The sequence below is a fragment of the Kordia antarctica genome, from assembly GCF_009901525.1.
Lineage (GTDB): Bacteria > Bacteroidota > Bacteroidia > Flavobacteriales > Flavobacteriaceae > Kordia > Kordia antarctica.
The window spans coordinates 1,982,272-2,007,583 of record NZ_CP019288.1; the positions used below are offsets into that span (position 1 = coordinate 1,982,272).

The window sequence follows — 25,312 nt, forward strand, 5'->3', positions numbered from 1 at the left end:
TTTTAGTAGAAAAATAAAAAAGGAGTGTCCCCCAACACTCCTTTTTTCATAAGAAATATATTCTTCAATTTTCGAACTTAATAATTTAAGTCTGTAAATTTATAGTAAAGAATAAATAACCTAAAAAACCTGAGACAAACTTAGGCAAAGTATAAGCGTCATAAAAGAAACACTACACGTAATTTATAAATTACGTACAAATAAAATTGGTGTTAAAAATTTGATTTACAATGAGTAACCCTACAAGAATTAGCAAACTTTGTAGCTATTAAATAATTGAATTCAAATATGGTTTTTGTATGATTTTTTGAGTTATCAATCCTAAAAACTGCTATTTCGGATCATCGAAATATTGAAAATAAGCAAATCATATAAGCGAATTCTGGATATTTTTAATGGAATCATTACAATTTACAATAATTCGTTTTCTTCCAAACTGTCTTTGATGGTATTGCGAACTATGCGATACGTTTTGCGCTGTACAAACAATCTAAATACAAACGTATAAAAACGATTTTTAGTAAAGCTTTGCACAATTTTACGAATCCGTTTCTGAATTGGCTTTTTATAAGTTTGATCAAACGTTTCCATATCAAAGGTTGGATATTTCGGATACGCTAATTCTGCATCAATTCCATATGTATTTGTATCATATTTTCTTTCTATTGCGCGCAACACACGCATGTCAGGAATGATAGGAAAGTATTTCGGAACTTTATTGAGATCATCTTTATTGCCATAACAAAAACGATCTTGTGATGCTGCAGTTACTTGCTTGCCAAATCGTTTCACTATGTTTCTATTTTCAATAGCAAAATAATACCGTAAAAACGATTGGCAATTTTTTCGCCCTAATTGAAAATCGTGCTCTCGGAACGATTCATCTAAAAAACCGCCAAATCCACTTAATGGCGCTGATGCTAAATCACTTTTGGAACGAACCAATCCTGTTGCCGAATGTTGCTTTCTTTTTGGTTCTACCAGAAATTTTGTACGATTGCTTAACGACAACGCTTCAAAAATTCCATCTTGATTAAACATTACTTGATTTCGCAATGCTTTAAACATTCCTTTGGCAATAGAAATAATATCTCTTTTTGAGTCGTACGCATCTTCACTATTATCTTGATTTGGAAAAGGATCCACCATGATAATGGCGTAATTATCTTTTTCTTTTATCGCTGGATTTTTCTCCAAAAGTACTTTCATTCCAATACCAAACGGTTCATTGTTAATGAGTCCGCCATCGACAGAATTAAACGTATACATATCATCTTTTTGTAAATCGACACGAATACCTTCACTCCTATCAAACAAATATTTTGGATAGCGCGCTACATATTCTTGCGCAATTGTAATCTCTCTCGATTTCAATCCAATCGGAAATGCAGACGTACTCAATGTTGCTTCTTTCAAGTAATTAACGTGTGTTGAATTTTCCAAATCCAATACAAAATATAACGACTCTTCATCTGTTGGAATTCCAGGTTTAAAAGCTTCATTAGAAATTTTATATCGAAAAAAACCACCGTGATTCGTAATTACACTTTCACTATCTTTAAAATCGATATTAAAATTTAATCCGCGTAAATTTGTAGTTGTCAATACCAAATCCAAACTTTTAGAAACATACTTAGGAAACGCCACATTATCATTGGTTTGCAAAGCTTTGTCAGCAATAATATCAATTGCATCCGAATTTAACAACGATTCTGGATATTCGCCATCTTTCAAATCATCAACATTCAATAACTTCAACAACGATTTTTCTGTATCAGTATCTGCCATTTTCACCCAAGATTGGTAAAACACATTGTCTTCGCCTGTTGGATTGTCTCTATTGACAAATTTATGTTCCTTATTTAACAGACTTAAAACAGTCAACGTTCCTGTAATTCCTCCAGCGGAAGCGCCACTTAACACTTCCAACTCCACATCATGCATCGGAATCGAATGATCGTACTCAACATGATTTTCTCCTACTATTTTATTATGTTTTTTTGCCTTTTCCCATAAATGTAACGATTCTAACAAATAATCAATAACGCCAGCTGTGTAAGCTCCGGCAGAAACTGCGCCTGCCATTGTAATGCATATTTTAAACTTTTCTGATGACATATTTTGTGTAAATTTCTGCATAAATATAGTGTTTTATGACGCTGAATATTGCACTTTTAGTATTAATCTAAGTACAATTTTTAACAAACAAATACAATGCGAGCATAACATTTACAATTATAATGTTTGCTATCTTTGTCCTGTAAATTATGAAATTATGAAGATTGAACAAATATACACAGGTTGCCTAGCGCAAGGTGCTTATTATATAGAATCAAACGGTGAAGCGGCAATCATTGATCCGTTACGGGAAACGAAATCATATATTGATAAAGCAAACGCTAATGGCGTGAAAATTAAGTATGTTTTTGAAACGCATTTTCATGCAGATTTTGTTTCTGGTCATTTAGATTTAGCAAAAGCAACTGGCGCTACAATTGTTTTTGGACCAAATGCAACTACTGATTACGAAATATACAGTGCAAAAGATGAAGAAGTATTTACCATCGGAAATATAAAAATAAAAACACTCCACACACCAGGACATACACTTGAATCTACTACGTACTTATTGATCGATGAAGCTGGGAAAGATCATGCTATTTTTTCAGGTGATACGTTGTTTTTGGGCGATGTTGGAAGACCAGATTTGGCAATTAAGTCTGACTTAACAAAAGAAGATTTGGCTGGAATGTTGTTTGATTCATTACGAAACAAAATTATGCCGTTGGCAGATGATGTTATTGTATATCCTGCGCATGGAGCTGGATCGGCATGTGGGAAAAATTTAAGCAAAGAAACGGTTGGATTACTTGGCGAACAGAAAAAGACGAATTATGCGTTGCGCGCAGCTATGACAAAAGATGAATTTGTAAAGGAAGTTTTGGACGGAATTGCGCCGCCACCACAATATTTTTCTAAAAATGCGATGTTGAACAAATCTGGGTATGCAACTTTTGAAACTGTTTTGGAAAAAGGAAATGTTCCGTTAACGCCAACAGCTTTTGAAGTTTTAGCGAATGAAGAAAATGCGTTGGTTTTAGATGTTCGTCCTCAAAAAGATTTCTTAGCAGCACATATTCCAAATAGTATTTTTATTGGACTTAACGGAAGTTTTGCTCCTTGGGTTGGCGCATTGATCACAGATTTGAAGCAACCAATTTTATTAATTGTACCAGAAGGTAAATCTGCGGAAGCTGTAACACGACTTTCCCGTGTTGGATACGATAATACACTTGGCTATTTAGAAGGCGGAATTAACGCATGGAAAATGGCTAAAAAAGACACCGCAAGTATTACTTCTATTTCTGCAGAAGAATTTGCAAATCGTTTTAAAAATAATAAACTGAATGTATTAGATGTTCGTAAAGACGGCGAATACCAAGCGAAACATATAGAAGGCATACAACATTTTGCACTAGATTTTATTGATAAAAACATGAACGAAATTGACGCAAACAAAGCCTATCACATTCATTGTGCTGGCGGATATCGCTCTGTCATTGCGGCTTCTATTTTAAAAGCACGTGGTTTTCATAAAGTAACTGATGTTGCTGGCGGATTTGGTGCAATCAAAAAAACTGACTTACCATTTACAGAATTTGTATGTCCATCTACACTTTCTAAAGAAGAAGAAAAATAATCTCAAACATTTATAAATAGCAAAAAGACGCTGGTTAGGCGTCTTTTCTATGTTAAAAATCACTCGCGGTGTTATTTTATTAATACGATAATTTATCTATTTAATTAGTACATGTATCTTAATGCAGTGACATCATTTCCATTAAATTCTCCATCTTCAGAAGAACTGAAACAAGCATTCATTAATGAAGTTGAATCATATCCTGTTGGTGTTCCTGGAATATGGATTGCTCCAACTCCAGCAGTTCCTTCATTTGAATTTTGACCACAACTTTGTCTGCTGAAGTAATCTGAATGACGGAATCCTATTGAGTGACCTATTTCGTGTCCAATAACATGCTCGTGAACATTGTTACTGTAACCTGCCATTCCTGAGTTAATTTTAACCCACTTGTATGGGTTTCCTCCTGAAGGGAAACCTGCAGATCCACCTGCGCCTCCAGACACTTGGTACACTACCATATCTTTACTTTGATAGTTAGTACCAAATGATAAACTGAAACTAATGTCTAAGTTTAATGCGTTATAGTTATCAACTGCCCAACGAAGTCCTGTTTGCATTGCAGTTGTTAATCCATTAGAGTTATTTCCTGTGTATCCAATGATAGTAATTACTCCATCAGATACTAAATTATTTGTACGATATTGCTTGCTAGTAATGTCTCCACCAAGTTCCATATTCATCAATTGGTCGCGTGTCATTATAATGTCATCTTCAAGTAAATATGCAGGCTCCAATTTTCCATTTGGCTTTTCAAGCATCGTTTCCTGCATGTCAAATGTGTTGAAGTGAAGAGATCTTGCTTTTTCAAGAACGTCTTGTGGAATTCCAATTGCTGAGTCTTCTTGCTCATCTACTACTGAAGTATCTTTACTACAAGATACAACTGTGATTCCTAAAGATAAGGCTAATAATAAGGTTAAGTTTTTAAATTTTTTCATATTTAAAGTTTTACTGGTTAATGTTAATTAAAGTTTGGAGCGATTTTTAACATGTTTCAAATGTAATAATAAGATTGAGAAAATGCTAATGAAATGTTAAAAAAACTGAGAATACTTAAAAAATTAACACTTTATATGCATATTGTTAAATATTTGACAAAAAAATAAGCGCTCTTGTGGAGCGCTTATGTATGCTAATATATTTAAAATCTTCTAGTTACTAAATAATTTCTGCCGAAAGTCCAGCTTCTAACAATTTACTGCATCTTGGTTTTAATTCTTCATATTGTCCAGTTTTAACCGTACATTTTCCTTTGTAATGAACAATTATGGAACATTGTTCGGCTTGTTCAGCACTATGATCACATGCAAAAATTAATGTTTCAATAACATGATCAAACGTGTTTACCTCATCATTATACAATACAATTTCATTGTTTTTTTGTACATCTTCTAAGGTTTCTACTTGTTCCTCAACTTTTTCTTGTGTACTCATCGTCAATATTTTAAGGCAAAATTACAAATTTTAACGCAACCCAATTGTTTTTTTCAAGCTTACGCTCGAATTTTAACTTGTTTTTAGCACATTCATCCGTTATGATCGGAATATCTTCCGTGTAAAATCCGCTTAGAAACAATATTCCATCAGAATTTAAACATGTTGCGTATTGATGAATGTCTTCTAAGAGTATGTTTCTATTAATGTTTGCTATAATGATATCGTACTTTTTACCTTCTAATAGCGAAACATCGCCTTCATATACAGAAATGTGTTTGCAATTGTTGCGTTCAACATTTTCTAATGAATTTAAGTAACACCAATTGTCAATATCAATTGCGTCTAGTGGTTTTGCGCCTTTCATTTCAGCCATAATTGCCAAAACGCCAGTTCCGCAACCCATATCCAACACTTTTTTATCTGTAACATCTGTGTGCAAAATATGTTGCAACATCATATGTGTTGTTTCATGATGTCCAGTTCCAAAGCTCATTTTTGGTTCTATAACAATATCATATTGGGCATTTGTTTTTTCATGAAATGGCGCGCGAACAGCACATTTTCCATCAACTTCAATAGGTTGAAAGTTTTTTTCCCATTCTTCATTCCAATTCACTTGCTCTATGACTTCTTCTTCATAACTAATTTGAAACTCGTCACTGCTTAGTATTTGAATGTCTTCTAAAATGTTTTCATGCCAATCTCCTTTTTGAATGTACGCATTGACACCTTTTTCATTTTCCACAAAACTTTCAAAGCCAGCAAAACCCAATTGTGCAATTAAAATTTCAGTTCCAGTTTGCACAGGAGTTACTTTAAATATGTATCCTATATATGTTGTAGACATTTATAATGCGTTTATGATAGCTACAAAATCTGCCGCTTTTAAAGCCGCGCCACCAATTAATCCTCCGTCAACATCTTCTTTTGCAAATATTTCGGCTGCATTTGCAGGTTTTACGCTTCCTCCATATAAGATAGAAACTTCATTTCCTACTTCACTTCCAAATTTTTCTGAAACCGTTTTTCGAATAAAAGCGTGCATTTCTTGCGCTTGTTCTGGCGAAGCTGTTTCTCCAGTTCCTATTGCCCAAACTGGCTCATACGCTAATACAATACCTTTCCAGTCTTCTGTATTCAGATGAAATAATGCGTTGCTTAATTGACTTTTAACCAAAGAAAAATGATTTCCTGCTTTACGATCTTCCAATTCTTCTCCAAAACAAAATACAATTTCCATATCATTTGCTAAGGCAGTATTTACTTTTTTGGCTAACAATTCGTCTGTTTCGCCAAAATATGCTCTGCGTTCGCTGTGCCCAAGAATAACCGTTTTAACTCCAACACTTTTCAACATTTGCGCTGAAATTTCGCCTGTATACGCACCATTTGCTTCTTGATGCATATTTTGTGCAACAACTTCAATATCGTGTCCTTTTAATACTGTAAACGCTTGAAAAAGGTTTACATATGCTGGCGCAACCATGACACTAACATGTGTATTTGATACTTGTGCTATTAAATCATTTAATAAAGCTTCCGTTTCCGAAAGATCATTGTTCATTTTCCAGTTTCCTGCAACTATTTTACGTCTCATTTTTTTACTTTTTTATTGTTTAATTGCTTCTCGCAATGCTTCATCAGTTGTTTTTACGGCTTCGTATAGTTTGATACTTCCGTCAGGATTGATAATCATGTATCTAGGAATCCAATCGACATCAATGGCTTTTGCAAACGCACTTTTAAAACCTTTCGGTAGAAAATAATGTTCTCCAATTAAGTTGTGCTTTTCGATTCCTACTTTCCAGCTTGATTCTTTTCGATCCAAAGATAAAAATAGGTATGTGAATTGCGGATTATTTTTTTGAATTTCTTTTACGCTTGGAATTCCTTTCAGACAATCGCCACACCAAGAAGCCCAAATGTCAATGAAAATGGTTTCTCCTTTATGTTTGGCTAAAATTTCTTCAACCTTTATCTTTTTTCCATCAATAGTACGCATCGTGTCTTGCAATGCTTCTTTTGGAAATTCTTTTAAGATTTCCTTTTGGCAACTTATTGAAAAGACTGTGATAAAAAGTATGCTTATAATATATTTCATTTTTGAATCGTAATTTGTGTCTGTTTTGTAATATACGGATAGATTTCGTTGACGTCTTTATTCTTCATCGAAATGCAACCCAATGTCCAATTTCGTTTCGCATCAATCATGTTGTCCATTCCGTCAGGAACGCCGTGAATTCCAACTTCGCCGCCAATAGTTTCGCCGTCTTTTATGACTCCTTTTGCTTTTCGCGATTTAAATTTTTTCCAAGATGTTTCATTCGGATAATCAATCCAAATAAATTTTGACCAATTGCGATGCGGATATTTGTCTCGGACACCAAAAACACCTTCTGGCGTACACTTATCGCCTTCTTTGTGTTTATCATCAATAGGATTTCCGCCAAAAACTACGTCGTATTGTTTTACCAACGTATCTGATGTAAATACTGAAAGTGTATAGTCGCTTTTATCTATTAAAACACGAATTTTAGTTTCCTTTGGCAGCAATTGTTTCAGCGTTGCTTCTGGAGTTTCCGAAGTTTTTTTGTTTTTATTGGATGATTTAGTATTGCAAGAAATCATCAAACAACATATCAGAACATAGACGAAATATAATTGTGTATTCTTCATTTATTGTAATCTAATTTTAGGATCGAGCCAACCATAAATGATGTCAACTAGAATATTTATAACGATAAACATGCTCGCAATTATCAATACAGAACCCATTATTATTGGCAAATCCTGACTGTTTAATGCATCAACAATTTCTTTTCCGAGTCCATTCCAACCAAAAATATATTCCACAAAAACAGCTCCAGCTAACATGGAAGCAAACCAACCTGAAATTGCAGTAATTACAGGATTTAACGCGTTTTTTACCGCATGTTTTTTTACGACCTGAAACTCGCTTAATCCTTTAGCTCTTGCCGTTCGAATATAATCTTGATTGAAGACTTCCAACAGCGAATTTCGCATGAGTTGTATGACAACTGCCAACGGACGAATCCCTAAAACAATGGCTGGCAAGATGAGATTTTTCCAGCGAATGCTGACTGATTCACCAAAATCATCAACTTCATATAAACTTCCTGTCATGTTTAAGTTTGTGAATTCATGCAATAGAAATCCAAAAATCCATGCAAATAATATTGCACTAAAAAACGACGGAACGCTCATTCCTAATGTACTTATGATTTGAATTGTTTTGTCGATAAATGTGTCTTTATATAACGCCGAAATGATTCCGAAAATGATTCCGAGTAACATCGCAATACTTATTGCCGCAACTGCTAAAACAATTGTGTTTGGCAAGGTTTCCTTGATGACTTGCGAAACACTTTTTCCAGATTTCTGAAACGATTCACGCAAGTACGGAAATTTTAAAACTGTTGTTGTGTTTCCTATCGTAAATAGTTTGGTGGCGCTGTATTTATTTTTGGATAAATAGGTGTAATCTTCTTCCGTTGTAGAATGAAATGAGAGTGGAAATAAATCGTTTAAATAGTATGCATACTGCGTTAACAGCGGTTTATCAAAACCATATTTCTTTTTTACGATTGCCACTTGTTCTTCCGTTTGATTTTGCCCAAGCATCATTTTTGCAGGATCGCCAGGTAAAATATTAAACAAGAAAAAGATCACCGTAACAACTCCGAAAAGTGTTAGAAATGCATAGCCAATTTTATATATAATGTATTTTCCCAAAGAGAATTTTCTATAGTTTTATATTGTCAAAATCATTGTAATGCGCTTTGTCGATAATTGTTCCTTTTTCTAGTTTTAAGATTCCAGGATTTGATCGGATGATGGTTTTTAAAGCCGTTTCATCCGTTAAATAGAAGTCAAAATTATAGTGCATTATGTCTCCTAAGTCTTTCATATCTTGCGGATCTGAAGATGATACTCCAATTACTTTGTATCCTTTTTCAAGTGCTTTATCTGTAAACGCTTTCACTTTTAAAAGTCCAGCATCTTCCGATTTATCCAAATTATACATCACAACTACGATGAGTTTTTCTTCTTCTAACATCATTTCGGTTACATCGCCATCTTCCATACTTTCTATAGAGAAATCGTGAATTGGTGGTTCGTATCCTTCTTCTAATATTTCACTTTTTACGCTTACGTATGTTCCGCCTTCTACAACTGGATATTCTGTACTTTGCGTGGTTATTTCTTGCATTTTTCCGTTTACATCAAATGTCCAAATGTATTCAAAAACGGGTCTGGGCGCATCTGGCGGAACCGACATTCCGTCTGTAATATTTGCGCCAATTTTATAAGGTCTGAAATCGAATGTTGGCAAATGATTTAATACGTGTCTTCCAAAGAAAATACACGCTAGTAAGCTTACAATTGTAATTCCGATGTTTATTTTTTTAGAAAATATAGATTTGATATTATCCACACCTAAAAATAAAATGATGATAAAGAATAGTAATAAAATATCTTTCTTGAAACTTTCCCAAGGCGTGAGTTTCCAGAAATCTCCAAAACAACCGCAATCGGTTACTTTGTTGAAATATGCGGAGTAAAACGTTAGGAATGTGAAGAAGATAATTAACCCAAGTAAACACCACAAAACAGGCTTTTTGTATAGACTTAAGAGAATCATTACGCCAAGAATTACTTCTAGAATTACGACAAATACGGCAATCCAAAGTGCGTATGGCGATAAAAATTCAAGATTTAGTACATCTTCTGCGAAATAATCTGTCAATTTAAACGAAAAACCAACAGGATCATTTAATTTGATAAATCCTGAAAAGATAAATAATCCTCCAACGAAAAGTTGCGAAAATATCGTTAGAATTCTTCCGGATGTAGAATCGAATTTCTTTTGTAAATAGCGGTACACTGGACTAAAAAAATTCAATATTTTTAATATTATCACTCCAATTCTAGCTATAATTTCCATTGCTTATTTCGTTTTTTGTGTTACTGTTGTCGTAAAATCACTTTTCAATTTTACGTAATGCGTTAGATTTTATGTAAATTTCGTCCAAAATTACCAATTTATAAAAAGAAACGGATATAATACCATTTATATATGCAATTTATAAACTGTAAAGGTCAATTGATTTCGTTGGATTCGCCAAAAGTAATGGGGATTTTGAATGTAACGCCTGATTCTTTTTTTGATGGCGGAAAATATAAAGATGAAATCGCCATTGTAACGCAAGTAGAAAAGATGCTACTCGCTGGCGCAACTTTTATAGATATTGGCGCGTATAGTTCGCGACCAAATGCGCCGCATGTTTCCGAAATTGAAGAGAAACAACGCTTGCTTCCGATTGTAGAATTATTAGTAAAGCAGTTTCCTGAGATTTTAATTTCGGTTGATACTTTCCGGAGTGAAGTTGCGAAAGAAGCGATAAAAATTGGTGCAGCACTTGTGAATGATATTTCTGCTGGAAATTTAGACGCTAAAATGATGGAAACAGTTGGTAAACTTGGCGTTCCATATATGATGATGCATATGCAAGGAACGCCGAAAACGATGCAGCAAAATCCTAGTTATGAAAGTATTGTGAAAGAAATTTTAGAGTATTTTTCGAGTAAAATCGCGAAAGCGAAATCACACAAAATTAATGATATTATTGTGGATCCAGGTTTTGGATTTGGAAAAACGATTGCACATAATTATACGATTTTAAAGCAATTGGAATTGTTCAAAATTCTCGATTATCCAATATTGGCAGGTGTTTCCAGAAAGTCCATGATTTATAACGTGTTGGAAACTTCGGCGCAAGAAGCATTGAATGGAACTTCTGTGTTGCATACAATTGCATTGCAAAATGGTGCCTCTATTTTGCGTGTTCATGATGTGAAAGAGGCGATGGAATGTGTGAAGTTGGTAGGAATGATTTCTGATTAACTTGGACATCTTAAAAGTTTGGTACTGATTTCTTTGTGATTTTTAATATAAGTTGCTTATATTTAGTATCTTAATTTAGTAATATTTTTTACTGATTCTCGGTAAAAGTATTTTATTTAATACCATAAAAATGAAGCCTTTTAAATTATTATTAATTTGTTTGTTCGTTATTCTCTATAGTTGTAATAGTGATGAAGATGTAGGTATTATTCCTTCTAATATAGAGTTTGATATTATTGGTTGTGACGAATTAGCTACTGGCATGGTTGTAGGAACTATTACTTCTAATATTAGCACTCCTATTACTTTTTCTTTAGAATTAGGAGATGATGAAAATACTTTTAATATTGATCCAGTTACGGGAGAAGTTTCGGTGTCAACAACATTAAATGTCTCAATTAGTGACTTAGAAGGAACTTATAATTATACATTTTCTACCTTAGATTCCAATGGTGCACCACTGGAAACTTTCTTAGTTACAATAAATGTTTCAACTGAAGTAAGTGATATTTCTTCTGGATTATTAGGCTATTACCCATTTTCAGGAAATTCGCTGGATGAAAGTGGCAATAACAATGATGGTACTGTATTTGGAGCTACTTTAACTAGTGACGGTTCAGGAGCGGAAAATAATGCTTATCATTTTTCTCAGGGCAATTACATAAGCATAGAAAATGTAGATGCATTTGATGACTTAGCCACTTTTACGCTTTCCGCTTGGGTAAATCCAGATTTTTTAAGCCTTCATAATAGTATAATTTCTAAGGTAACTCCGAATAGGGATTTCAATTTACAACTTACAAATATAGGCGTAGATGCGCAATTTGCATATCTTAATGGAGCTATTTATTATAGAGCATGGTTTGATGATTATGCGCTAGACTTGAATGTTTGGACGCATGTACTTTCTACTTGGGATGGCACAAATTGGAGAATTTATCTGAATGGAGAGTTGGTCAAAATTTCTCCAGACTATGTTGATATCGAACCATTATGGACTGGAGGATATATGACTATTGGGAATTTGAGTCCTCAATTTGCTAGTACCTCAGAGAATTTTTATGGCAAAATAGATGAAGTTAGAATTTACAATCGTGTCTTAACATCTTGCGAAGTAAATTATTTATATGAACAATATCCTATCAACTAAAAACTCAGAAAAATAGCCCCTTTTTAAAAATATACAAACGGAAACATTGATTCCTAATTAGGTTTAATAATTATAGAAAAGCTGCCTGAAAAATGAATTTTAGATATTAAACTTCCCTTTATTAGCTGACGTTTCATGAAAGCCCATGATTTATAACGTGTTGAAAACTTCGGCAAAAGAAGCACTAAATGGAACTTCTGTGTTGCATACAATTGCGTTGCAAAATGGTGTCTCTATTTTGCGTGTTCATGATGTGAAAGAAGCGATGGAATGTGTGAAGTTGGTAGGAATGATTGGTTGTTGAGAGTTTTTTGTTATTCGTTCTTTGTTCTTTGTTCTTTGTTCTTCGTTTAATAAAAAAAGTTACCTAAAATGATTTTCAAGCAACTTTTTTAAATATGTTTTATTACTTTTTATAGAATTACAGACAATAACAGCATTCTGCTTCTGCACAATGATGTCCACAACTTGTACAAGTGCCGCCGTTAAAACATTTTGCGCGTCCGCCGTTGATTTTATGTTGTTGACTTTTTTTGATTTCTGCTACTCCTTGTAAGTTTAAAATTTTTGCTAACATGATTAAATTATTTTTAGGTTAATACTCATGTAAAGTAATCAATCTAATAATCAACCTATTACGGTTTTACCATAGAAATTTTACATTGCTTTGTAATTTTAATATAAAACCTACTTAGAGTTTCTGTTAAAAAAAAACGGCTTTTACTTTAACCTTGTATACTATACCTAATAAACTTTAAAATAACAGTTTAAAATCGTTTCTATTTCCTTTCTGTTTCAATATAAAACAGAATCGTAGCTAAGGCTATGCTTGGGTTTTCTATCTCACATAAAAAAAATATAATTCAATTTTTATCAATCATTTTAAAATTCATTTGGTATAATTTGTTATTTTTACTCCAACCGTATAGCAAAACTCATCTTGGATTTCATTGGCTTTTTAAATTTCGGATTATTAGACTTCATCGAAATCATTCTCGTTGCAGTGCTTTTATATTATGTATATAAGCTTGTAAAAGGAACAGCCGCGATTAATATTTTTATTGGAATCGTTATTATTTTTATTGCTTGGAAAGCTACAGAAGCACTAGAAATGAAAGTGTTGAGTAATATTTTTGGCGGATTTATTAATGTTGGAATTATTGCGTTGTTTATTGTTTTTCAACAAGAAATTAGAAAGTTTTTGCTAATGGTTGGTTCTACCAATTTTGCTACGAAGCGTAGTTTTGTAAAGCACTTTCGATTTTTGAAACAAGATGCCAATACAGAAACTGATATTGAATCAATTGTGGAAGCTTGCGCAAAAATGGCAACGACAAAAACGGGCGCTATTATTGTGATTGAACGCAATAATTCCTTAGATTTTGTAAAAGATTCTGGCGATACTATGGGAATGGATGTGAATATTCCGACCTTAGAAAGTATCTTTTTTAAAAATAGTCCGCTACACGATGGTGCTATTATTATTGAAGGAAATCGGGTGACTGCCACACGCGTTATTTTGCCTGTTTCTAAAGAAACTACCATTCCGCAACGTTTTGGTTTGCGTCACAGAGCTGCCGTAGGAATTACCGAAAAGACAGATGCTTTGGTCTTAGTTGTTTCAGAAGAAACTGGACAGATTTCTTATATCCGCGATGGCGAATTTGTCTTGTATGAAGATCTTACCATACTTCAAGATATGCTTAAAAATGATTTGAATTAAGTATATTTTAGATCGCATTTTTATATAATCGAAGCTTATAGAACCTAAAACAGATTCCTCGTAAATACTAATTATATGCAATGCAAAAACTGTGAATATAAACTAGAAACTTCTACTAAATTCTGTGCAAATTGTGGTGCAAAAGTCATTCATAAACGATTGACATTAAGAAATTTGAGCAGTGAGTTTTCGGAGCGTTTTTTGAATTACGATAATACCTTGCTAAAAACCGTGCGACATATGTTTACACAACCCGAAGTTGTGATTGACGGTTTTATAAATGGAACGCGGAAGAAATATTTGAATCCTTTTAATTTCTTTTTAGTGAGTTTAGCAATTACTGGATTGTACAATTTCTTGTATAAATCATTTTTATTGGAAGAGACAATTGCTTTCTATGAGAATTCATTTATGAGCTTTAATTTAGATGATACTGCTTCTGCCAATAGCATGAATGGTTTTAACTTTTTCTTGGAATACTTTAATTTATTTGCGTTTGCCGCGATACCAATTATTGCGCTAGTTACAAAAATTACGTTTTGGAATTATAAAAAACACAACTTCACCGAGCATATAATTATTAATCTGTATGCTGTTTCTCAGTATCAACTCGTCGTTTATACAGTATCAATTCCATTGTTGTTTTTATCTGTAGAAGCGCAAACAATGATAGGTTTTTTGTTTTTAGTAAGCTTTGTGTTTTATTTTTTCTATCTGTTTGTTAGAATGTATAAACTTACTGGAAAGCAGTTAGTATTTAAGATGATTAGATTTTTTTGTATTGGACTCGTGTTTCTAATTTTATTTTTTATTGTAGCTATACTAATTGGCTTTTTATCTAAAGTATATGGTTGAATCTAGCTGAAAAAAAGTTAAGCCGTTTCCTGCTGAATGAATTGTACTTCGTACAGATTTCTGTAATATCCTTTTTCTATTTGAAGTAATTCGGTATGCGAACCTTGCTCTACAATGTTTCCTGCGTCCATTACGATAATTGTATCTGCTTTTTTGATGGTTGCCAATCTGTGTGCAATGACAATAGAAGTTCGCCCTTTTGTAATGGTATCTGTTGCGTTTTGAATGAGTTGTTCCGAATACGAATCTACCGAAGAAGTTGCTTCATCCAAAATTAAAATTCTAGGATTTGTCACGTATGCACGTAAAAACGAAATTAATTGTCGTTGTCCCGAAGAAAGCATTCCGCCACGTTCTTTTACGTTGTAATCGTAATTATTTGGCAAACTCATGATGAAGTCATGCACACCAATTTGCTTTGCTGCTTTTATGACAGTTTCACGCGTAATCGCAGGATTTTCTAGTGTTATATTGTTGAGAATTGTATCAGCAAACATAAATACATCTTGTAATACGACTGCTATTTTAGCACGCAATGCCGCTAGTTTTACTTCTTCAATATTAATATCATCAATATAAATTGTCCCTGAGTCAATTTCGTAGAAACGATTTAATAAGTTTATAATCGTAGATTTCCCTGCGCCAGTTGCGCCAACAATTGCCACAGTTTGACCTTGTTTTACTTCAAAAGAAATTCCGTGCAATACTTCTTCATCTTCCACATACGAGAAATGCACATCTTTAAATGTTATATTCCCTTTGATATCGATGGACGATAATTTTCCATCGTCTTCAATCTTACTTTCTGTATCCAGAATTGAAAATACGCGTCCTGCAGCAACCATTCCCATTTGCAAGGTGTTGAATTTGTCTGCAATTTGACGTAATGGTCTGAATAACATTCCAATCATCATAATGAATGCTAAAATTTCTCCAACATCTACAGTGTCACTTGTCGCAGCCATTAATCCGCCATACCAAACTACCAAACCAACAGCTACCGCATTTGCCAATTCTGGAATCGGGAAAAATATAGAATTATACCAAACCGTTTTTAACCAACCTTGCTTGTGCTTTTCGTTGATACTTTTGAAGTTCTTATATTCGGTTTCTTCTCTTGAGAATAATTGTACAATTTTCATTCCTGTGACACGTTCTTGCACAAAGGAATTTAGATTTGAAATTTGCGCGCGTACTTCTTCAAACGCAGATTTCATTGCTTTTTGGAATACACGCGTCGCATAGATTATCAACGGAAGTATCGCAAAAACAATTAACGATAATTTCCAACTCATCCACAACATAACGCCCATTACGACGAGCATTTTTAGTAAATCGGCAATGATAACAAATAATCCTTGACTGAAGATACTTGCAATGGTTTCAATGTCACTTACAGCTCTAGTAACCAAACGTCCAACTGAAGATTTATCATAATATGCCATTTTAAAATTTAGCATATGATTGAATAGTTTTTGTCTAATATCTTTGATAATACTTTGCCCAAGCCAGTTTGCATAGAATACAAATAGAAACTGAAATATTACTTCTAAGATTAAAAATCCTAGCATGAATAACACGTAAATTAAGAGTCCGTGTTTGTCTTTGGTTAAGATGTAATCGTCTACTGTGATTTTTAGTAAAATTGGGCGTGCAATTGCAAATACAGACAATAATATTGCTGCAATTGCTACAAAATATAAGGTAAGTTTGTACGGGTTTGTATAGAACAGTAATCTTTTAAAAAGACTGACATCGAATACTTTTCCAGTTACTTTAGCCATGTGTTGTAAATATTTCTGCAGGATAGGTTACAGCCGTTAAATATAACGCTTTTCCTGGCACCGAAGTTCCTGCCTTGTTTCGATCTCTCGATTCTATTATTTGTTTAAATTCTTCTATGGATTTTTTCTTCAATCCTACTTCTAGCAATGTTCCAACGATGGCTCTGACCATATTTCTGAGAAAACGATCGGCTGTAATTGTGAATATTAATACTTCATTTTGTTGTTCCCAAATTGCTTTTTCTATTTGACAGATATATGTTTTGACATCTGTATGCGTTTTGGAGAAACTCTTGAAATCTTCGTATTCAAAGAGTGTTTTTGCCGCAGCATTCATCAAATTGACATCTAGTTTTTTATAGATTAAATGTGCTGATTGATTGTGAAACGGGTTTTTCTCGGTGACAATCCAATATTCGTACGTTCTTCCAGTTGCGTGAAATCGTGCATGTGCGTCTTCTTTTACAGAGTGAATTCCGCAAATAGCGATATCATTCGGCAAAAACGAATTGAGTTTTCCTGTTATTTCTGAAGCATTAAATTGTAATTCTGTGTCAAAATGCGCATACATTTGTTTTGCATGAACGCCAGCATCTGTTCGTCCTGCGCCTAAAACCGATATTTTTGATCGCAATAACGTAGTTAATGCTTTTTCGAGAACTTCTTGTACCGAAATAGCGTTTGGCTGATTTTGCCAACCGTGATATTTTTCGCCATTATAAGAAAGTTCAATGAAGTATCTCAAGGTAATTTTGCTACTTTTGTTTCAGACTGACAAAGATAAGTTATAATTCAGTATTTTACTTGCATACAGCATTATTTAAGAAAGTTTTACTCGATAATCGAGATTTAAATATACTGAAGTTTGGTCCCGAATTTTAAAGGTGAATTTCTTATAAATAGTTCACAGGTTTATCAAAACGATTTTATGAAGAAAATTTTATTACTCTCAGATACACATAGTTATATTGACGATCAGATTTTGAAGCACGTACAAAATGCCGATGAAGTTTGGCATGCAGGCGATATTGGCGATTTGTCTGTGACAGATGCAATTCAGAAATTGAAACCTTTGCGCGGTGTTTATGGAAATATTGATAACGATAAAGCGCGGATGGAATTCCCAGAAAATAATCGGTTTATTTGTGAAGGTGTTGATGTTTGGATCACACATATTGGCGGTTATCCGAATAGATATAATGTGCGAATTCGCGAAGAAATTCGGCAAAATCCACCAAAGTTATTTATTTGCGGACATTCACATATTTTGAAAGTCATGTTTGATAAAAAACTAGATTTACTGCACATGAATCCTGGCGCATGCGGAAAACACGGTTTTCATAAAGTGCGGACGATGTTGCGCTTTGTGATTGATGGCGATAAAATTAAAGAGTTGGAGATTATTGAATTGGCGAATCGGCATTAATGGGTTTTGGGTTTTAAAATTTAGATCAAAAAAAGAAAATATTCCTAACAATTCAGTTAGTTATTAAGTTTATAGATAAAAAACTATCTTTGTTTACTATAAGTTAGGATTATGAATATAGAAGCCACAAAACTAGAATTAATGCATCTTTTACTGCAAACGCAAAAAGAGAGCCTTTTAAAGAAACTTAAATCTGTTTTTGAAGAAGAACATGTTGATTGGTGGAATGAAATGTCTGAAAAGGAGCAAGAAGAAATCAAAACAGGTTTAACACAAGCAGATGAAGGTAATTATATAGTCAATGAAACTGTACTGAAACGTTTTGATAAATGGCATTAAAAATTGTTTGGACGCCACAAGCTGAAAATGGATTAAATAAGGTATTAGATTATTTAGAGGAAGAATGGACATTACAGGAAATTCTAAATTTAGAACAGAATTTAAATGATCTTTTAAATCGAATACGTAAATATCCTCAAATGTGTCCTCAAACTGGAAAATTCCAGCATGTTTACAAAGGTTTGGTAGATAAGAATAATTACATAATATATAGAATTAAACCTAAGAAACAATTGATCGAAATCATTAATTTCAGAGGAACAAAACAAAAACCTGTAGAATAGAGAATTGATATTTGAATTAAATTCAGAAAAGTCAAAAATATTGAGGATTAAACAACCGAATTTTGAAAACGCAAATGAATTTAAAATGGAACCTTTGACTTATAAAATAATATTTGAATAAAAAAGAACAATTGGCAACACCGTATTAAATTAGCTGCTTGTTTTATAGACTACTCACGAAAATTATCACGGGTTTTCTATTCGGTTTATATTCGCTAAATTACGTGCTTCACCACGCAACTAACTATACACAAAAACGTTAGCATGCATTACAAGAATGAGAGAAACTATAAAATATCTAAGTTTAATTAATGTCATAGGACTTTCAATTGTTTCTATCTCTTTGTTTTTATTCATATTGATAAAACCATTTGCCTGGGATGAATTATTAATTGGACTAAATCTCCTGATTAGTATCCCTTTTATAGTATCTGGAATAATAACTCTTAAGAATATTGAAAATCCGAATGAACGGAAAATTCAAAATACTCTAATCGCGGTTTTTCTTATTCTTTGGCTACCTAGTATAGGTCTTCCTTTTACTTATGAAATTGGAGGACTTTTAATCTGTTTAACGATATTTGGATTCGGGTTTTGGGGAATACTAAAAGTAAAGAACGTGATGAATAAGATGATTTTCATAAATATGGTTGGAATGTTCTTTTTAATTATGAACTCTTTAATTGTTTTCGGAATTATTAGTGGAAAAATATAAAAATTACACACCAACAACGTTCTAAATATTAGTAAAAAAAGAACTCATTTAAAAAAATAAAGTTTAAACTCTTTTTTTGTATTTTTGTTTAAAACAGAATATTATGCGCACTATACAGCTAAAAATTAACGATAAGGTTTATGATAAATTTATATGGTTATTAAGCAAATTCAATAAAGAAGAAATTGAAATTGTAAGTGATGCTTCTGATTTTACAGCGACACAAAATTATTTACATAACGAATTAAATGAAATTGAAAGTGGAAAAGCCAATTTCATATCTCAGCAGGATTTTGAAGATAGATTGAATGAAATAGTTTAAGTTTTTCCATGAAAATCATATATAAAGATACTTTTGTTGAAAGATTTGAAAAACAATTAAAATATATTGCAAAGAATAATCCAAAATCTGCAAGAAAGCTAAAGTCTGAGTTACTACAACGAATTAAAAGTATACCTGAAAACCCATATTTATTCCGAAAATCAATCTACTTTGAAAATGATTCAATAAGAGATTTAGTTCATAAAGGATATACAATAGTATTTAGAATACATGAAAATCAAATTGAACTTTTTGGATTCATTAGATTTCAAGAAAAACCAACTGACTAGAAAATTACTATTTTACAACTAAAATTAACGCTACAAAAGTCAATTAAAAGCATCGAGTTCATTTTATAAAACTATTTTAGATTTCTTATGATTAAATTAATTAAGAAAAATCAATTTCCTCCGCCATAATTCGCAAAACATCTGATCGGTTTACCATTGTTAAGACCTTTGTCATACTCGCTTTGAGTTGCTCGTGACTTTTAAACATTTCAAAAATTCCCATGATATACGTATTGAAATCTATATTGGCTTCATAGCGAATCATGCCTGCTTGTTTTGCCAATTGTAATAATTGCGCAACAATTTCTCGTGCTTGTTCTACTTTAAATTCTATAGGCTCTAAAACCGAATGCAACACACTTTGCGCTGGATATAATATGGTAGAAGCTACATATAATTGTTCTTTTCGTTTGGACGAATTTTTCTCAGAGGATAACAAAGGAGTCATGAGTTGACTCCTGAATCCTGCTATCTCTGAACATTGTGCGTAGTTGTATGTTTTTAAGAATTCTTCTGATTCTTGTAACCATTTTGTGAGTTCCGCAATGAAGTGCATATCTTTTTCTCCTAGTTTATCTGCTAATTTTGGAACTTGAAACAAAAGGTTTTTACATTTTTCTACGATATCTACTAAAGATTTGTTCATGGGTATTGTTTTACATTTTTTCTCTGAATGCTACTCTGGTGACAATGTTGATCTGCTTGTACCATCTTCGTTTTCAATAGTATGCCATTCCATACTTTCTTCTAGGACGGTCATTTTAATGAACACCATATTTTCTGTTTTCTGCTCTCTAAGTCTACTTGCTTCTACAATTACATTCGCGTTTTCAATGTTTCGTTGCATTTCTTTTGCTTTGACTTCTGGCTGTAATCGCGTTAAGATTTTCTGACTCATTGCATCTCTTGAAATAGTTGTCGCCTCTTTTGCTGCTTTCGCTTTTTTAGAGGTAGCTCCAGCCAATGTTGATGCTGATGCTGATGCCGATGTGGAAGTTGATGTTGACAGAGAAGGCGTTTTTATTTCAAGTGCTTGACCTGAAACTTTGTCTGAAAATTGTTGTAATGCAACTTGAATATTTTCACCTGCTTTTAAACGTGTTTCCAGTAAATCAGCCTCCATATATAACATTTTTCTTAGTTGAAGAGATGATGTTCTGTCAAAACTTCTTACTTGATATACGTTTGTTAGTTCGTCATACGCTTTCGACACAAAATCTTTATTATCAATTGGTTGATAATCTCTTGGCTCTGTGGTTTCCACGTGATCTATCGCCACAGGAATCGTAAATTCTACATTTTGCATTTTCATTCGAGGAATTGAAAAATGTTTTAATAAACGATGCTGTGCATATTGTTCAGCAATGTTGGCGGATTCAATATCCGCCAATACTCTTGCTTGATTTACACTAGCGACTAATGTCCCTAAATAATCTTGTAAATTTGCCATTGTTTTTTTTCCTATTAAATTAAGCTGCTGGTATTGCAGTTGGAGTTGAAACAATTGCATTTTCTAAAATTCCTAACAGTTTTTCCATTCCTGCCGGCATTTCATCTTGAACAGCTCTTACGTGTACTGCCATAGAATATGTTTTTTCTATGTTGAATCCTTGTTGCGATTTACGCTTATAGGATGCAGATACACTTAATTTTGCTGATCCGCCTGGCCAACGTTGTTTTACTGTTAAATCTCCTTTGATACCAAACTCAGTTTCTACATTTCTAGATTCTACTGAATTAATTTTCGCGTTGAAATCTACTGTAGTTTCATCAATACGAATAAAAGGAATTGGTAACATTGTTAAGATTGGCACTTCAATTCTCATTTCTTGAAATTGTGCTGCTTTTGCTTCTTCTGCTCCTACGGCAACAGTCGCTGTCGCTGTTGTTACACCTGTGTCTGCTGCATTTGGAGTAATCGCAATTGTTGTTCCTGTTGAAGGATAACCACTTCCAGGATTATCTACCTCAATACGATCAATTCCTCCAGAAGGAGTCAAATAAGCCGTTCCTGTAGATCCAGCTCCACCAGTACCAGAAATTGCAACAGTTGGCGCAACAGTATATCCGCTTCCCGCTGCTGTTACATTCACAGCAATAACTTGCCCTTCATTTCCTTCTCGGTACGGAGCTACTTGTTTTGGATATTTAAAAGACACATATATTGGTTCTTTGTCTTCTGTGAATCCTACTTTTTGGATAAAGTCTACGGAACTCATTGATGCTTGCGCTTGCGCGTTCACAACTGAGATTAATGGACCTCCAATCATAGATTCAAAATCGATACTCGCCAGTTCTTGTCCTGGGTTATATTTTGATAAACTCATAAAATTGTTTTTTGTTTCACCTACTCTATTCTAAAGGCTTTTCGGTTATCGCCTGTTCAGTTTCGAAATTGTACAAGACAAATTTGCCATTATTGAAAGAGAAGAATGCAAGGAAGTTAACTAGAATGGTACAGGAAAAACACTATTTAATTTTTAGTGTAAATCTTTAGGAATAAAAAACCTCTGTGTTTAACTGAGATTTGTATCGTTCAATATGTAGTACTTTTTGATTGAAAGATTAAAGAATTAAATGATTGAAATACTGAGTACTTATTTAGATTTTGTAAATGAAAGAAATATGAACCCAAGGAGGCTTGTCTAAAAAAGTTTAAATAAGGTCATTACGAGAAATTTTTAATTTCGAAGTAATCTTGTAAATCAATAACTTAAATCTGACTGATTGCTTCATTTCATTCGCAATGACTGCTTTTTAGACAACCTTTAGTTCGACTTACACTTTTAAATGCGTCTTAGATACTGAATCAAGTTCAGCACAAGCTTTTCAAAATTGAGTTTCACTAAAAACAAAAACTCCAAAGTTTTGACACTTTGAAGTTTTCTACGCACTAAGATGTTAGGTTTATCGTAATCGATCTACAGATTTTACAAGATCTTCATCCTTTTTAATTGCTCGGTTTGCGAGCACTAATAAAACGATAGAAATAATCGGAATAATGATCCCAATACCTTTCTCTGAGACTGCTGTCTCTCCAGATAACGTTAGCATTCGATATACAAAAACTCCTAATAAAATAAGGTTAAATATGATGTTGAACCGATTCAACACAAATTGTAATTTTCTATTTTTGAATAAAAAGATAGTGATGATGGCTAATATTGCTGACGCCATGAATAAACCAATATACAATGAATCGTCTTTTGCAAAAACTTCTACGCCACTTTCTAGTGTATACAAACTGAATATAAATGTTAAACCACCAGCTATTGCCGCGACTAATAACATGTATATACTTTGTATTCTTTGAATCATATCTTTGAATTGGTTGACAAAAATAATAGTTCTTTTCATAAAATACTATTTTGTTTATTAAAATAAATTTGTATTATTGCATAGATAATTCATAATCTATTGTTACTAAGTAGATTTACACACTTCATACGAGTACTTTATCACTCAATTTCTCAAAAAACAATTCTTTATAATCCAATAAATGTTAGAAATTTCAGAATTAAAAAGCAAAAAACTCCCCGAATTACAGGAAATAGCTAAAACTTTAGCTGTCCCGAAGTATAGGACTTTAAAAAAACTAGATTTAATTTATAAGATATTAGATCATCAAGCTATAAATCCTGAATCAGTAGCGCCTATTATAAAAGCTGAACCAAAAGCTACTGAAACTACGGATGCTGATTCAAGCAAAAGAAGGCGAATTAAGAGAGATCCTAATCCAAGAACTGAAAAGAAAGATACGGCTCCAAAGGCTATTCCAGCGAAAGCTGTTGCTCCAAAAGCTGTTGCTCCAAAGGTTGTTCCTTCGGAATCTAAGCCTGAAATAAAGAAGCCAGAAGCAAGAGATCCTGAAAAAGTAACTACTCCAGCTCCTAGAAAACTGAATAAACCAGTTCGTAAAGCTCCAGAAAAGAATTTGAATACACCTGTTCATCCTAAGAAAGAGGATTCAAAGAAGTCTGGAAATGAGCAATCAAACAGTAATAAGCAACAACCAAGTAGTCATAAACCAAAGAAAGATCATCTTCAGCAAAGTAATAAGCATACGAATAAGAAAGATCATTCACAGAAGAATAACGGAAATAAAGATCAGCGTAATCGCTACCGCGAGCCTGATTTTGAGTTTGACGGAATTATTGAAAGTGAAGGCGTTTTGGACATTATGCAAGATGGATATGGCTTTTTGAGATCATCTGATTATAATTATTTGTCATCTCCTGATGATATTTATGTATCTCAATCGCAAATTCGTTTGTTCGGATTGAAAACTGGAGATACTGTTTTAGGTATTGTTAGACCGCCGAAAGAAGGAGAAAAGTATTTTCCACTGATTAAGGTTAGTAAAATTAACGGACAAGATCCGCAAGTGGTAAGAGATCGTGTTGCTTTTGAGCATTTAACGCCATTATTTCCAGATGAGAAATTTAATTTAGCGGAACGCCAAAGCACAATTTCTACACGAATTATGGATTTATTCGCTCCTATTGGAAAAGGACAAAGAGGAATGATTGTATCGCAACCAAAAACTGGTAAAACCATGTTATTGAAAGATGTTGCCAATGCAATTGCTGCGAATCATCCTGAAGTTTATCAAATTGTTTTATTGATTGATGAACGTCCTGAGGAAGTAACCGACATGCAACGTAATGTAAAAGGAGAAGTAATTGCTTCAACTTTTGATAAAGAAGCTACAGATCACGTTAAAGTGGCTAATATTGTATTAGAAAAAGCAAAACGTTTGGTAGAATGTGGTCATGATGTAGTAATCTTGTTAGATTCTATCACAAGACTTGCTAGAGCTTATAACACCGTACAACCTGCTTCTGGAAAAATATTAAGTGGTGGTGTTGATGCAAATGCTTTACATAAACCAAAACGTTTCTTTGGAGCTGCCCGTAATATTGAAGGTGGCGGATCATTATCTATTATTGCAACTGCTTTAACAGAAACTGGTTCTAAGATGGATGAGGTTATTTTTGAAGAGTTTAAAGGAACTGGTAACATGGAACTTCAATTGGATCGTAAGATTTCTAATCGTAGAATTTTCCCTGCTATTGATCTTACTTCTTCAAGTACGCGAAGAGATGATTTATTATTAGATGAAAACACGATTCAACGTATGTGGGTAATGCGTAAGTATTTAGCTGACATGAATCCTGTAGAAGCTATGGAATTTATCAATCAACGAATTAAACAAACAAGAAATAACGAAGAGTTCTTGATTTCTATGAACACATAGAAGAGTTAGAGTTTTTTAAAAATAGTAAAAGCTGCTTACAAATTGTAAGCAGCTTTTTTAGTGTGATTTTTTCAGGTAACTATTAGGTACAAAAAAAACTC

28 protein-coding genes and 1 pseudogene are annotated in these 25,312 nt (G+C 33.2%); 13 read left to right on the top strand and 16 right to left on the bottom strand.

Going from position 1 to position 25,312, the window contains the following annotated elements:
• Nucleotides 1-411: 411 nt before the first annotated feature.
• Nucleotides 412-2,139 (bottom strand): patatin-like phospholipase family protein, encoded by a 1,728-nt coding sequence (locus tag IMCC3317_RS07950; RefSeq protein ID WP_160128996.1) that lies wholly within the window; start codon nucleotides 2,137-2,139, stop codon nucleotides 412-414.
• Nucleotides 2,140-2,275: 136 nt separating this feature from the next.
• Here IMCC3317_RS07950 and IMCC3317_RS07955 point away from each other — a divergent pair, with 136 nt between their 5' ends.
• On the top strand, nucleotides 2,276-3,700 hold the full coding sequence (locus IMCC3317_RS07955) for an MBL fold metallo-hydrolase (protein ID WP_160128997.1): 1,425 nt from the start codon (nucleotides 2,276-2,278) through the stop codon (nucleotides 3,698-3,700).
• Nucleotides 3,701-3,804: 104 nt separating this feature from the next.
• On the opposite strand, the gene IMCC3317_RS07960 is transcribed toward IMCC3317_RS07955, so the two are convergent.
• The 8 genes from IMCC3317_RS07960 to IMCC3317_RS07995 all read right to left on the bottom strand — a co-directional run bounded on the left by IMCC3317_RS07960 (nucleotide 3,805) and on the right by IMCC3317_RS07995 (nucleotide 10,106).
• A complete protein-coding gene (locus tag IMCC3317_RS07960; RefSeq protein WP_160128998.1) occupies nucleotides 3,805-4,641 on the bottom strand; it encodes a M57 family metalloprotease in 837 nt (278 codons plus the stop codon).
• Between the two features lie 220 nt (nucleotides 4,642-4,861).
• Nucleotides 4,862-5,137, bottom strand: a complete 276-nt coding sequence (locus IMCC3317_RS07965; protein ID WP_160128999.1) for an ATP-dependent Clp protease adaptor ClpS — start codon at nucleotides 5,135-5,137, stop codon at nucleotides 4,862-4,864.
• Nucleotides 5,138-5,147: 10 nt separating this feature from the next.
• Complete coding sequence (prmA, locus tag IMCC3317_RS07970) at nucleotides 5,148-5,987, bottom strand: 50S ribosomal protein L11 methyltransferase (RefSeq protein WP_160129000.1); 840 nt, start codon at nucleotides 5,985-5,987, stop codon at nucleotides 5,148-5,150.
• Complete coding sequence (gene tpiA / locus IMCC3317_RS07975; protein WP_160129001.1) at nucleotides 5,988-6,737, bottom strand: triose-phosphate isomerase; 750 nt, start codon at nucleotides 6,735-6,737, stop codon at nucleotides 5,988-5,990.
• A 12-nt stretch (nucleotides 6,738-6,749) separates the two neighbouring features.
• On the bottom strand, nucleotides 6,750-7,241 hold the full coding sequence (locus IMCC3317_RS07980; protein WP_160129002.1) for a TlpA family protein disulfide reductase: 492 nt from the start codon (nucleotides 7,239-7,241) through the stop codon (nucleotides 6,750-6,752).
• Nucleotides 7,238-7,816, bottom strand: coding sequence for a L,D-transpeptidase family protein (locus tag IMCC3317_RS07985; protein ID WP_160129003.1), 579 nt, complete (start codon nucleotides 7,814-7,816; stop codon nucleotides 7,238-7,240). The genes IMCC3317_RS07980 and IMCC3317_RS07985 overlap by 4 nt, the downstream gene beginning before the upstream one ends.
• Nucleotides 7,817-8,893: an ABC transporter permease gene (locus IMCC3317_RS07990; RefSeq protein WP_160129004.1), complete on the bottom strand. Its 1,077-nt coding sequence runs from the start codon at nucleotides 8,891-8,893 to the stop codon at nucleotides 7,817-7,819. It abuts the gene before it with no gap.
• Nucleotides 8,894-8,903: 10 nt separating this feature from the next.
• Complete coding sequence (locus IMCC3317_RS07995) at nucleotides 8,904-10,106, bottom strand: BT_3928 family protein (RefSeq protein WP_228054994.1); 1,203 nt, start codon at nucleotides 10,104-10,106, stop codon at nucleotides 8,904-8,906.
• A gap of 132 nt (nucleotides 10,107-10,238) precedes the next feature.
• Between IMCC3317_RS07995 and folP the strand changes: the two genes are divergently transcribed.
• The 3 genes and pseudogenes from folP to IMCC3317_RS08010 all read left to right on the top strand — a co-directional run.
• The gene (gene folP, locus IMCC3317_RS08000; RefSeq protein ID WP_228054996.1) at nucleotides 10,239-11,066 is read left to right on the top strand and encodes a dihydropteroate synthase; all 828 of its coding nucleotides are present in this window, start codon (nucleotides 10,239-10,241) and stop codon (nucleotides 11,064-11,066) included.
• A 160-nt stretch (nucleotides 11,067-11,226) separates the two neighbouring features.
• Nucleotides 11,227-12,216: a LamG-like jellyroll fold domain-containing protein gene (locus IMCC3317_RS08005; RefSeq protein WP_160129005.1), complete on the top strand. Its 990-nt coding sequence runs from the start codon at nucleotides 11,227-11,229 to the stop codon at nucleotides 12,214-12,216.
• 139 nt (nucleotides 12,217-12,355) lie between these two features.
• Nucleotides 12,356-12,520: pseudogene (locus tag IMCC3317_RS08010) on the top strand (dihydropteroate synthase); the annotation flags it as partial.
• Between the two features lie 117 nt (nucleotides 12,521-12,637).
• On the opposite strand, the gene IMCC3317_RS08015 reads toward IMCC3317_RS08010, so the two are convergent.
• Entirely contained in the window at nucleotides 12,638-12,793 is a 156-nt protein-coding gene (locus IMCC3317_RS08015; RefSeq protein ID WP_160129006.1) for a hypothetical protein, read from the bottom strand.
• A 363-nt stretch (nucleotides 12,794-13,156) separates the two neighbouring features.
• On the opposite strand from IMCC3317_RS08015, the gene cdaA reads away from it, so the two are divergent.
• Together cdaA and IMCC3317_RS08025 are read left to right on the top strand one after the other, a co-directional pair.
• On the top strand, nucleotides 13,157-13,939 hold the full coding sequence (cdaA, locus tag IMCC3317_RS08020; RefSeq protein WP_160129007.1) for a diadenylate cyclase CdaA: 783 nt from the start codon (nucleotides 13,157-13,159) through the stop codon (nucleotides 13,937-13,939).
• 75 nt (nucleotides 13,940-14,014) lie between these two features.
• Nucleotides 14,015-14,794, top strand: coding sequence for a DUF3667 domain-containing protein (locus IMCC3317_RS08025; protein WP_160129008.1), 780 nt, complete (start codon nucleotides 14,015-14,017; stop codon nucleotides 14,792-14,794).
• A gap of 17 nt (nucleotides 14,795-14,811) precedes the next feature.
• Here the strand turns inward: IMCC3317_RS08025 and IMCC3317_RS08030 are convergent, their stop codons facing one another.
• Nucleotides 14,812-16,578 carry an ABC transporter ATP-binding protein gene (locus tag IMCC3317_RS08030; RefSeq protein WP_160129009.1) on the bottom strand — a complete coding sequence of 589 codons (1,767 nt, stop codon included), beginning with the start codon at nucleotides 16,576-16,578 and terminating at the stop codon, nucleotides 14,812-14,814.
• Nucleotides 16,571-17,323 carry a tRNA pseudouridine(38-40) synthase TruA gene (gene truA / locus IMCC3317_RS08035; protein ID WP_160129010.1) on the bottom strand — a complete coding sequence of 251 codons (753 nt, stop codon included), beginning with the start codon at nucleotides 17,321-17,323 and terminating at the stop codon, nucleotides 16,571-16,573. The genes IMCC3317_RS08030 and truA overlap by 8 nt, the downstream gene beginning before the upstream one ends.
• Nucleotides 17,324-17,506: 183 nt before the next feature.
• Here truA and IMCC3317_RS08040 point away from each other — a divergent pair, with 183 nt between their 5' ends.
• The 6 genes from IMCC3317_RS08040 (at nucleotide 17,507) to IMCC3317_RS08065 (ending at nucleotide 19,954) form a co-directional block, all read left to right on the top strand.
• The gene (locus tag IMCC3317_RS08040; protein WP_160129011.1) at nucleotides 17,507-18,004 is read left to right on the top strand and encodes a metallophosphoesterase family protein; all 498 of its coding nucleotides are present in this window, start codon (nucleotides 17,507-17,509) and stop codon (nucleotides 18,002-18,004) included.
• A 111-nt stretch (nucleotides 18,005-18,115) separates the two neighbouring features.
• On the top strand, nucleotides 18,116-18,343 hold the full coding sequence (locus IMCC3317_RS08045; RefSeq protein ID WP_160129012.1) for a hypothetical protein: 228 nt from the start codon (nucleotides 18,116-18,118) through the stop codon (nucleotides 18,341-18,343).
• Entirely contained in the window at nucleotides 18,334-18,627 is a 294-nt protein-coding gene (locus IMCC3317_RS08050; protein ID WP_160129013.1) for a type II toxin-antitoxin system RelE/ParE family toxin, read from the top strand. Before IMCC3317_RS08045 ends, IMCC3317_RS08050 begins: the two co-directional genes overlap by 10 nt.
• Nucleotides 18,628-18,904: 277 nt before the next feature.
• Entirely contained in the window at nucleotides 18,905-19,342 is a 438-nt protein-coding gene (locus IMCC3317_RS08055; RefSeq protein WP_160129014.1) for a hypothetical protein, read from the top strand.
• 103 nt (nucleotides 19,343-19,445) lie between these two features.
• Nucleotides 19,446-19,664: a tRNA pseudouridine synthase A gene (locus tag IMCC3317_RS08060; protein WP_160129015.1), complete on the top strand. Its 219-nt coding sequence runs from the start codon at nucleotides 19,446-19,448 to the stop codon at nucleotides 19,662-19,664.
• Between the two features lie 8 nt (nucleotides 19,665-19,672).
• On the top strand, nucleotides 19,673-19,954 hold the full coding sequence (locus tag IMCC3317_RS08065) for a type II toxin-antitoxin system RelE/ParE family toxin (protein WP_160129016.1): 282 nt from the start codon (nucleotides 19,673-19,675) through the stop codon (nucleotides 19,952-19,954).
• A gap of 100 nt (nucleotides 19,955-20,054) precedes the next feature.
• On the opposite strand, the gene IMCC3317_RS08070 is transcribed toward IMCC3317_RS08065, so the two are convergent.
• From IMCC3317_RS08070 to IMCC3317_RS08085, 4 genes are all read right to left on the bottom strand, one after another.
• Entirely contained in the window at nucleotides 20,055-20,600 is a 546-nt protein-coding gene (locus IMCC3317_RS08070; RefSeq protein ID WP_160129017.1) for a hypothetical protein, read from the bottom strand.
• A 30-nt stretch (nucleotides 20,601-20,630) separates the two neighbouring features.
• Complete coding sequence (locus IMCC3317_RS08075; RefSeq protein WP_160129018.1) at nucleotides 20,631-21,404, bottom strand: hypothetical protein; 774 nt, start codon at nucleotides 21,402-21,404, stop codon at nucleotides 20,631-20,633.
• A gap of 19 nt (nucleotides 21,405-21,423) precedes the next feature.
• Nucleotides 21,424-22,281: a DUF2589 domain-containing protein gene (locus IMCC3317_RS08080; RefSeq protein WP_160129019.1), complete on the bottom strand. Its 858-nt coding sequence runs from the start codon at nucleotides 22,279-22,281 to the stop codon at nucleotides 21,424-21,426.
• A 580-nt stretch (nucleotides 22,282-22,861) separates the two neighbouring features.
• Nucleotides 22,862-23,272 carry a DUF4293 domain-containing protein gene (locus IMCC3317_RS08085; RefSeq protein ID WP_160131890.1) on the bottom strand — a complete coding sequence of 137 codons (411 nt, stop codon included), beginning with the start codon at nucleotides 23,270-23,272 and terminating at the stop codon, nucleotides 22,862-22,864.
• A gap of 181 nt (nucleotides 23,273-23,453) precedes the next feature.
• Here IMCC3317_RS08085 and rho point away from each other — a divergent pair, with 181 nt between their 5' ends.
• Nucleotides 23,454-25,211, top strand: coding sequence for a transcription termination factor Rho (gene rho / locus IMCC3317_RS08090; protein ID WP_160129020.1), 1,758 nt, complete (start codon nucleotides 23,454-23,456; stop codon nucleotides 25,209-25,211).
• Nucleotides 25,212-25,312: the final 101 nt, after the last annotated feature.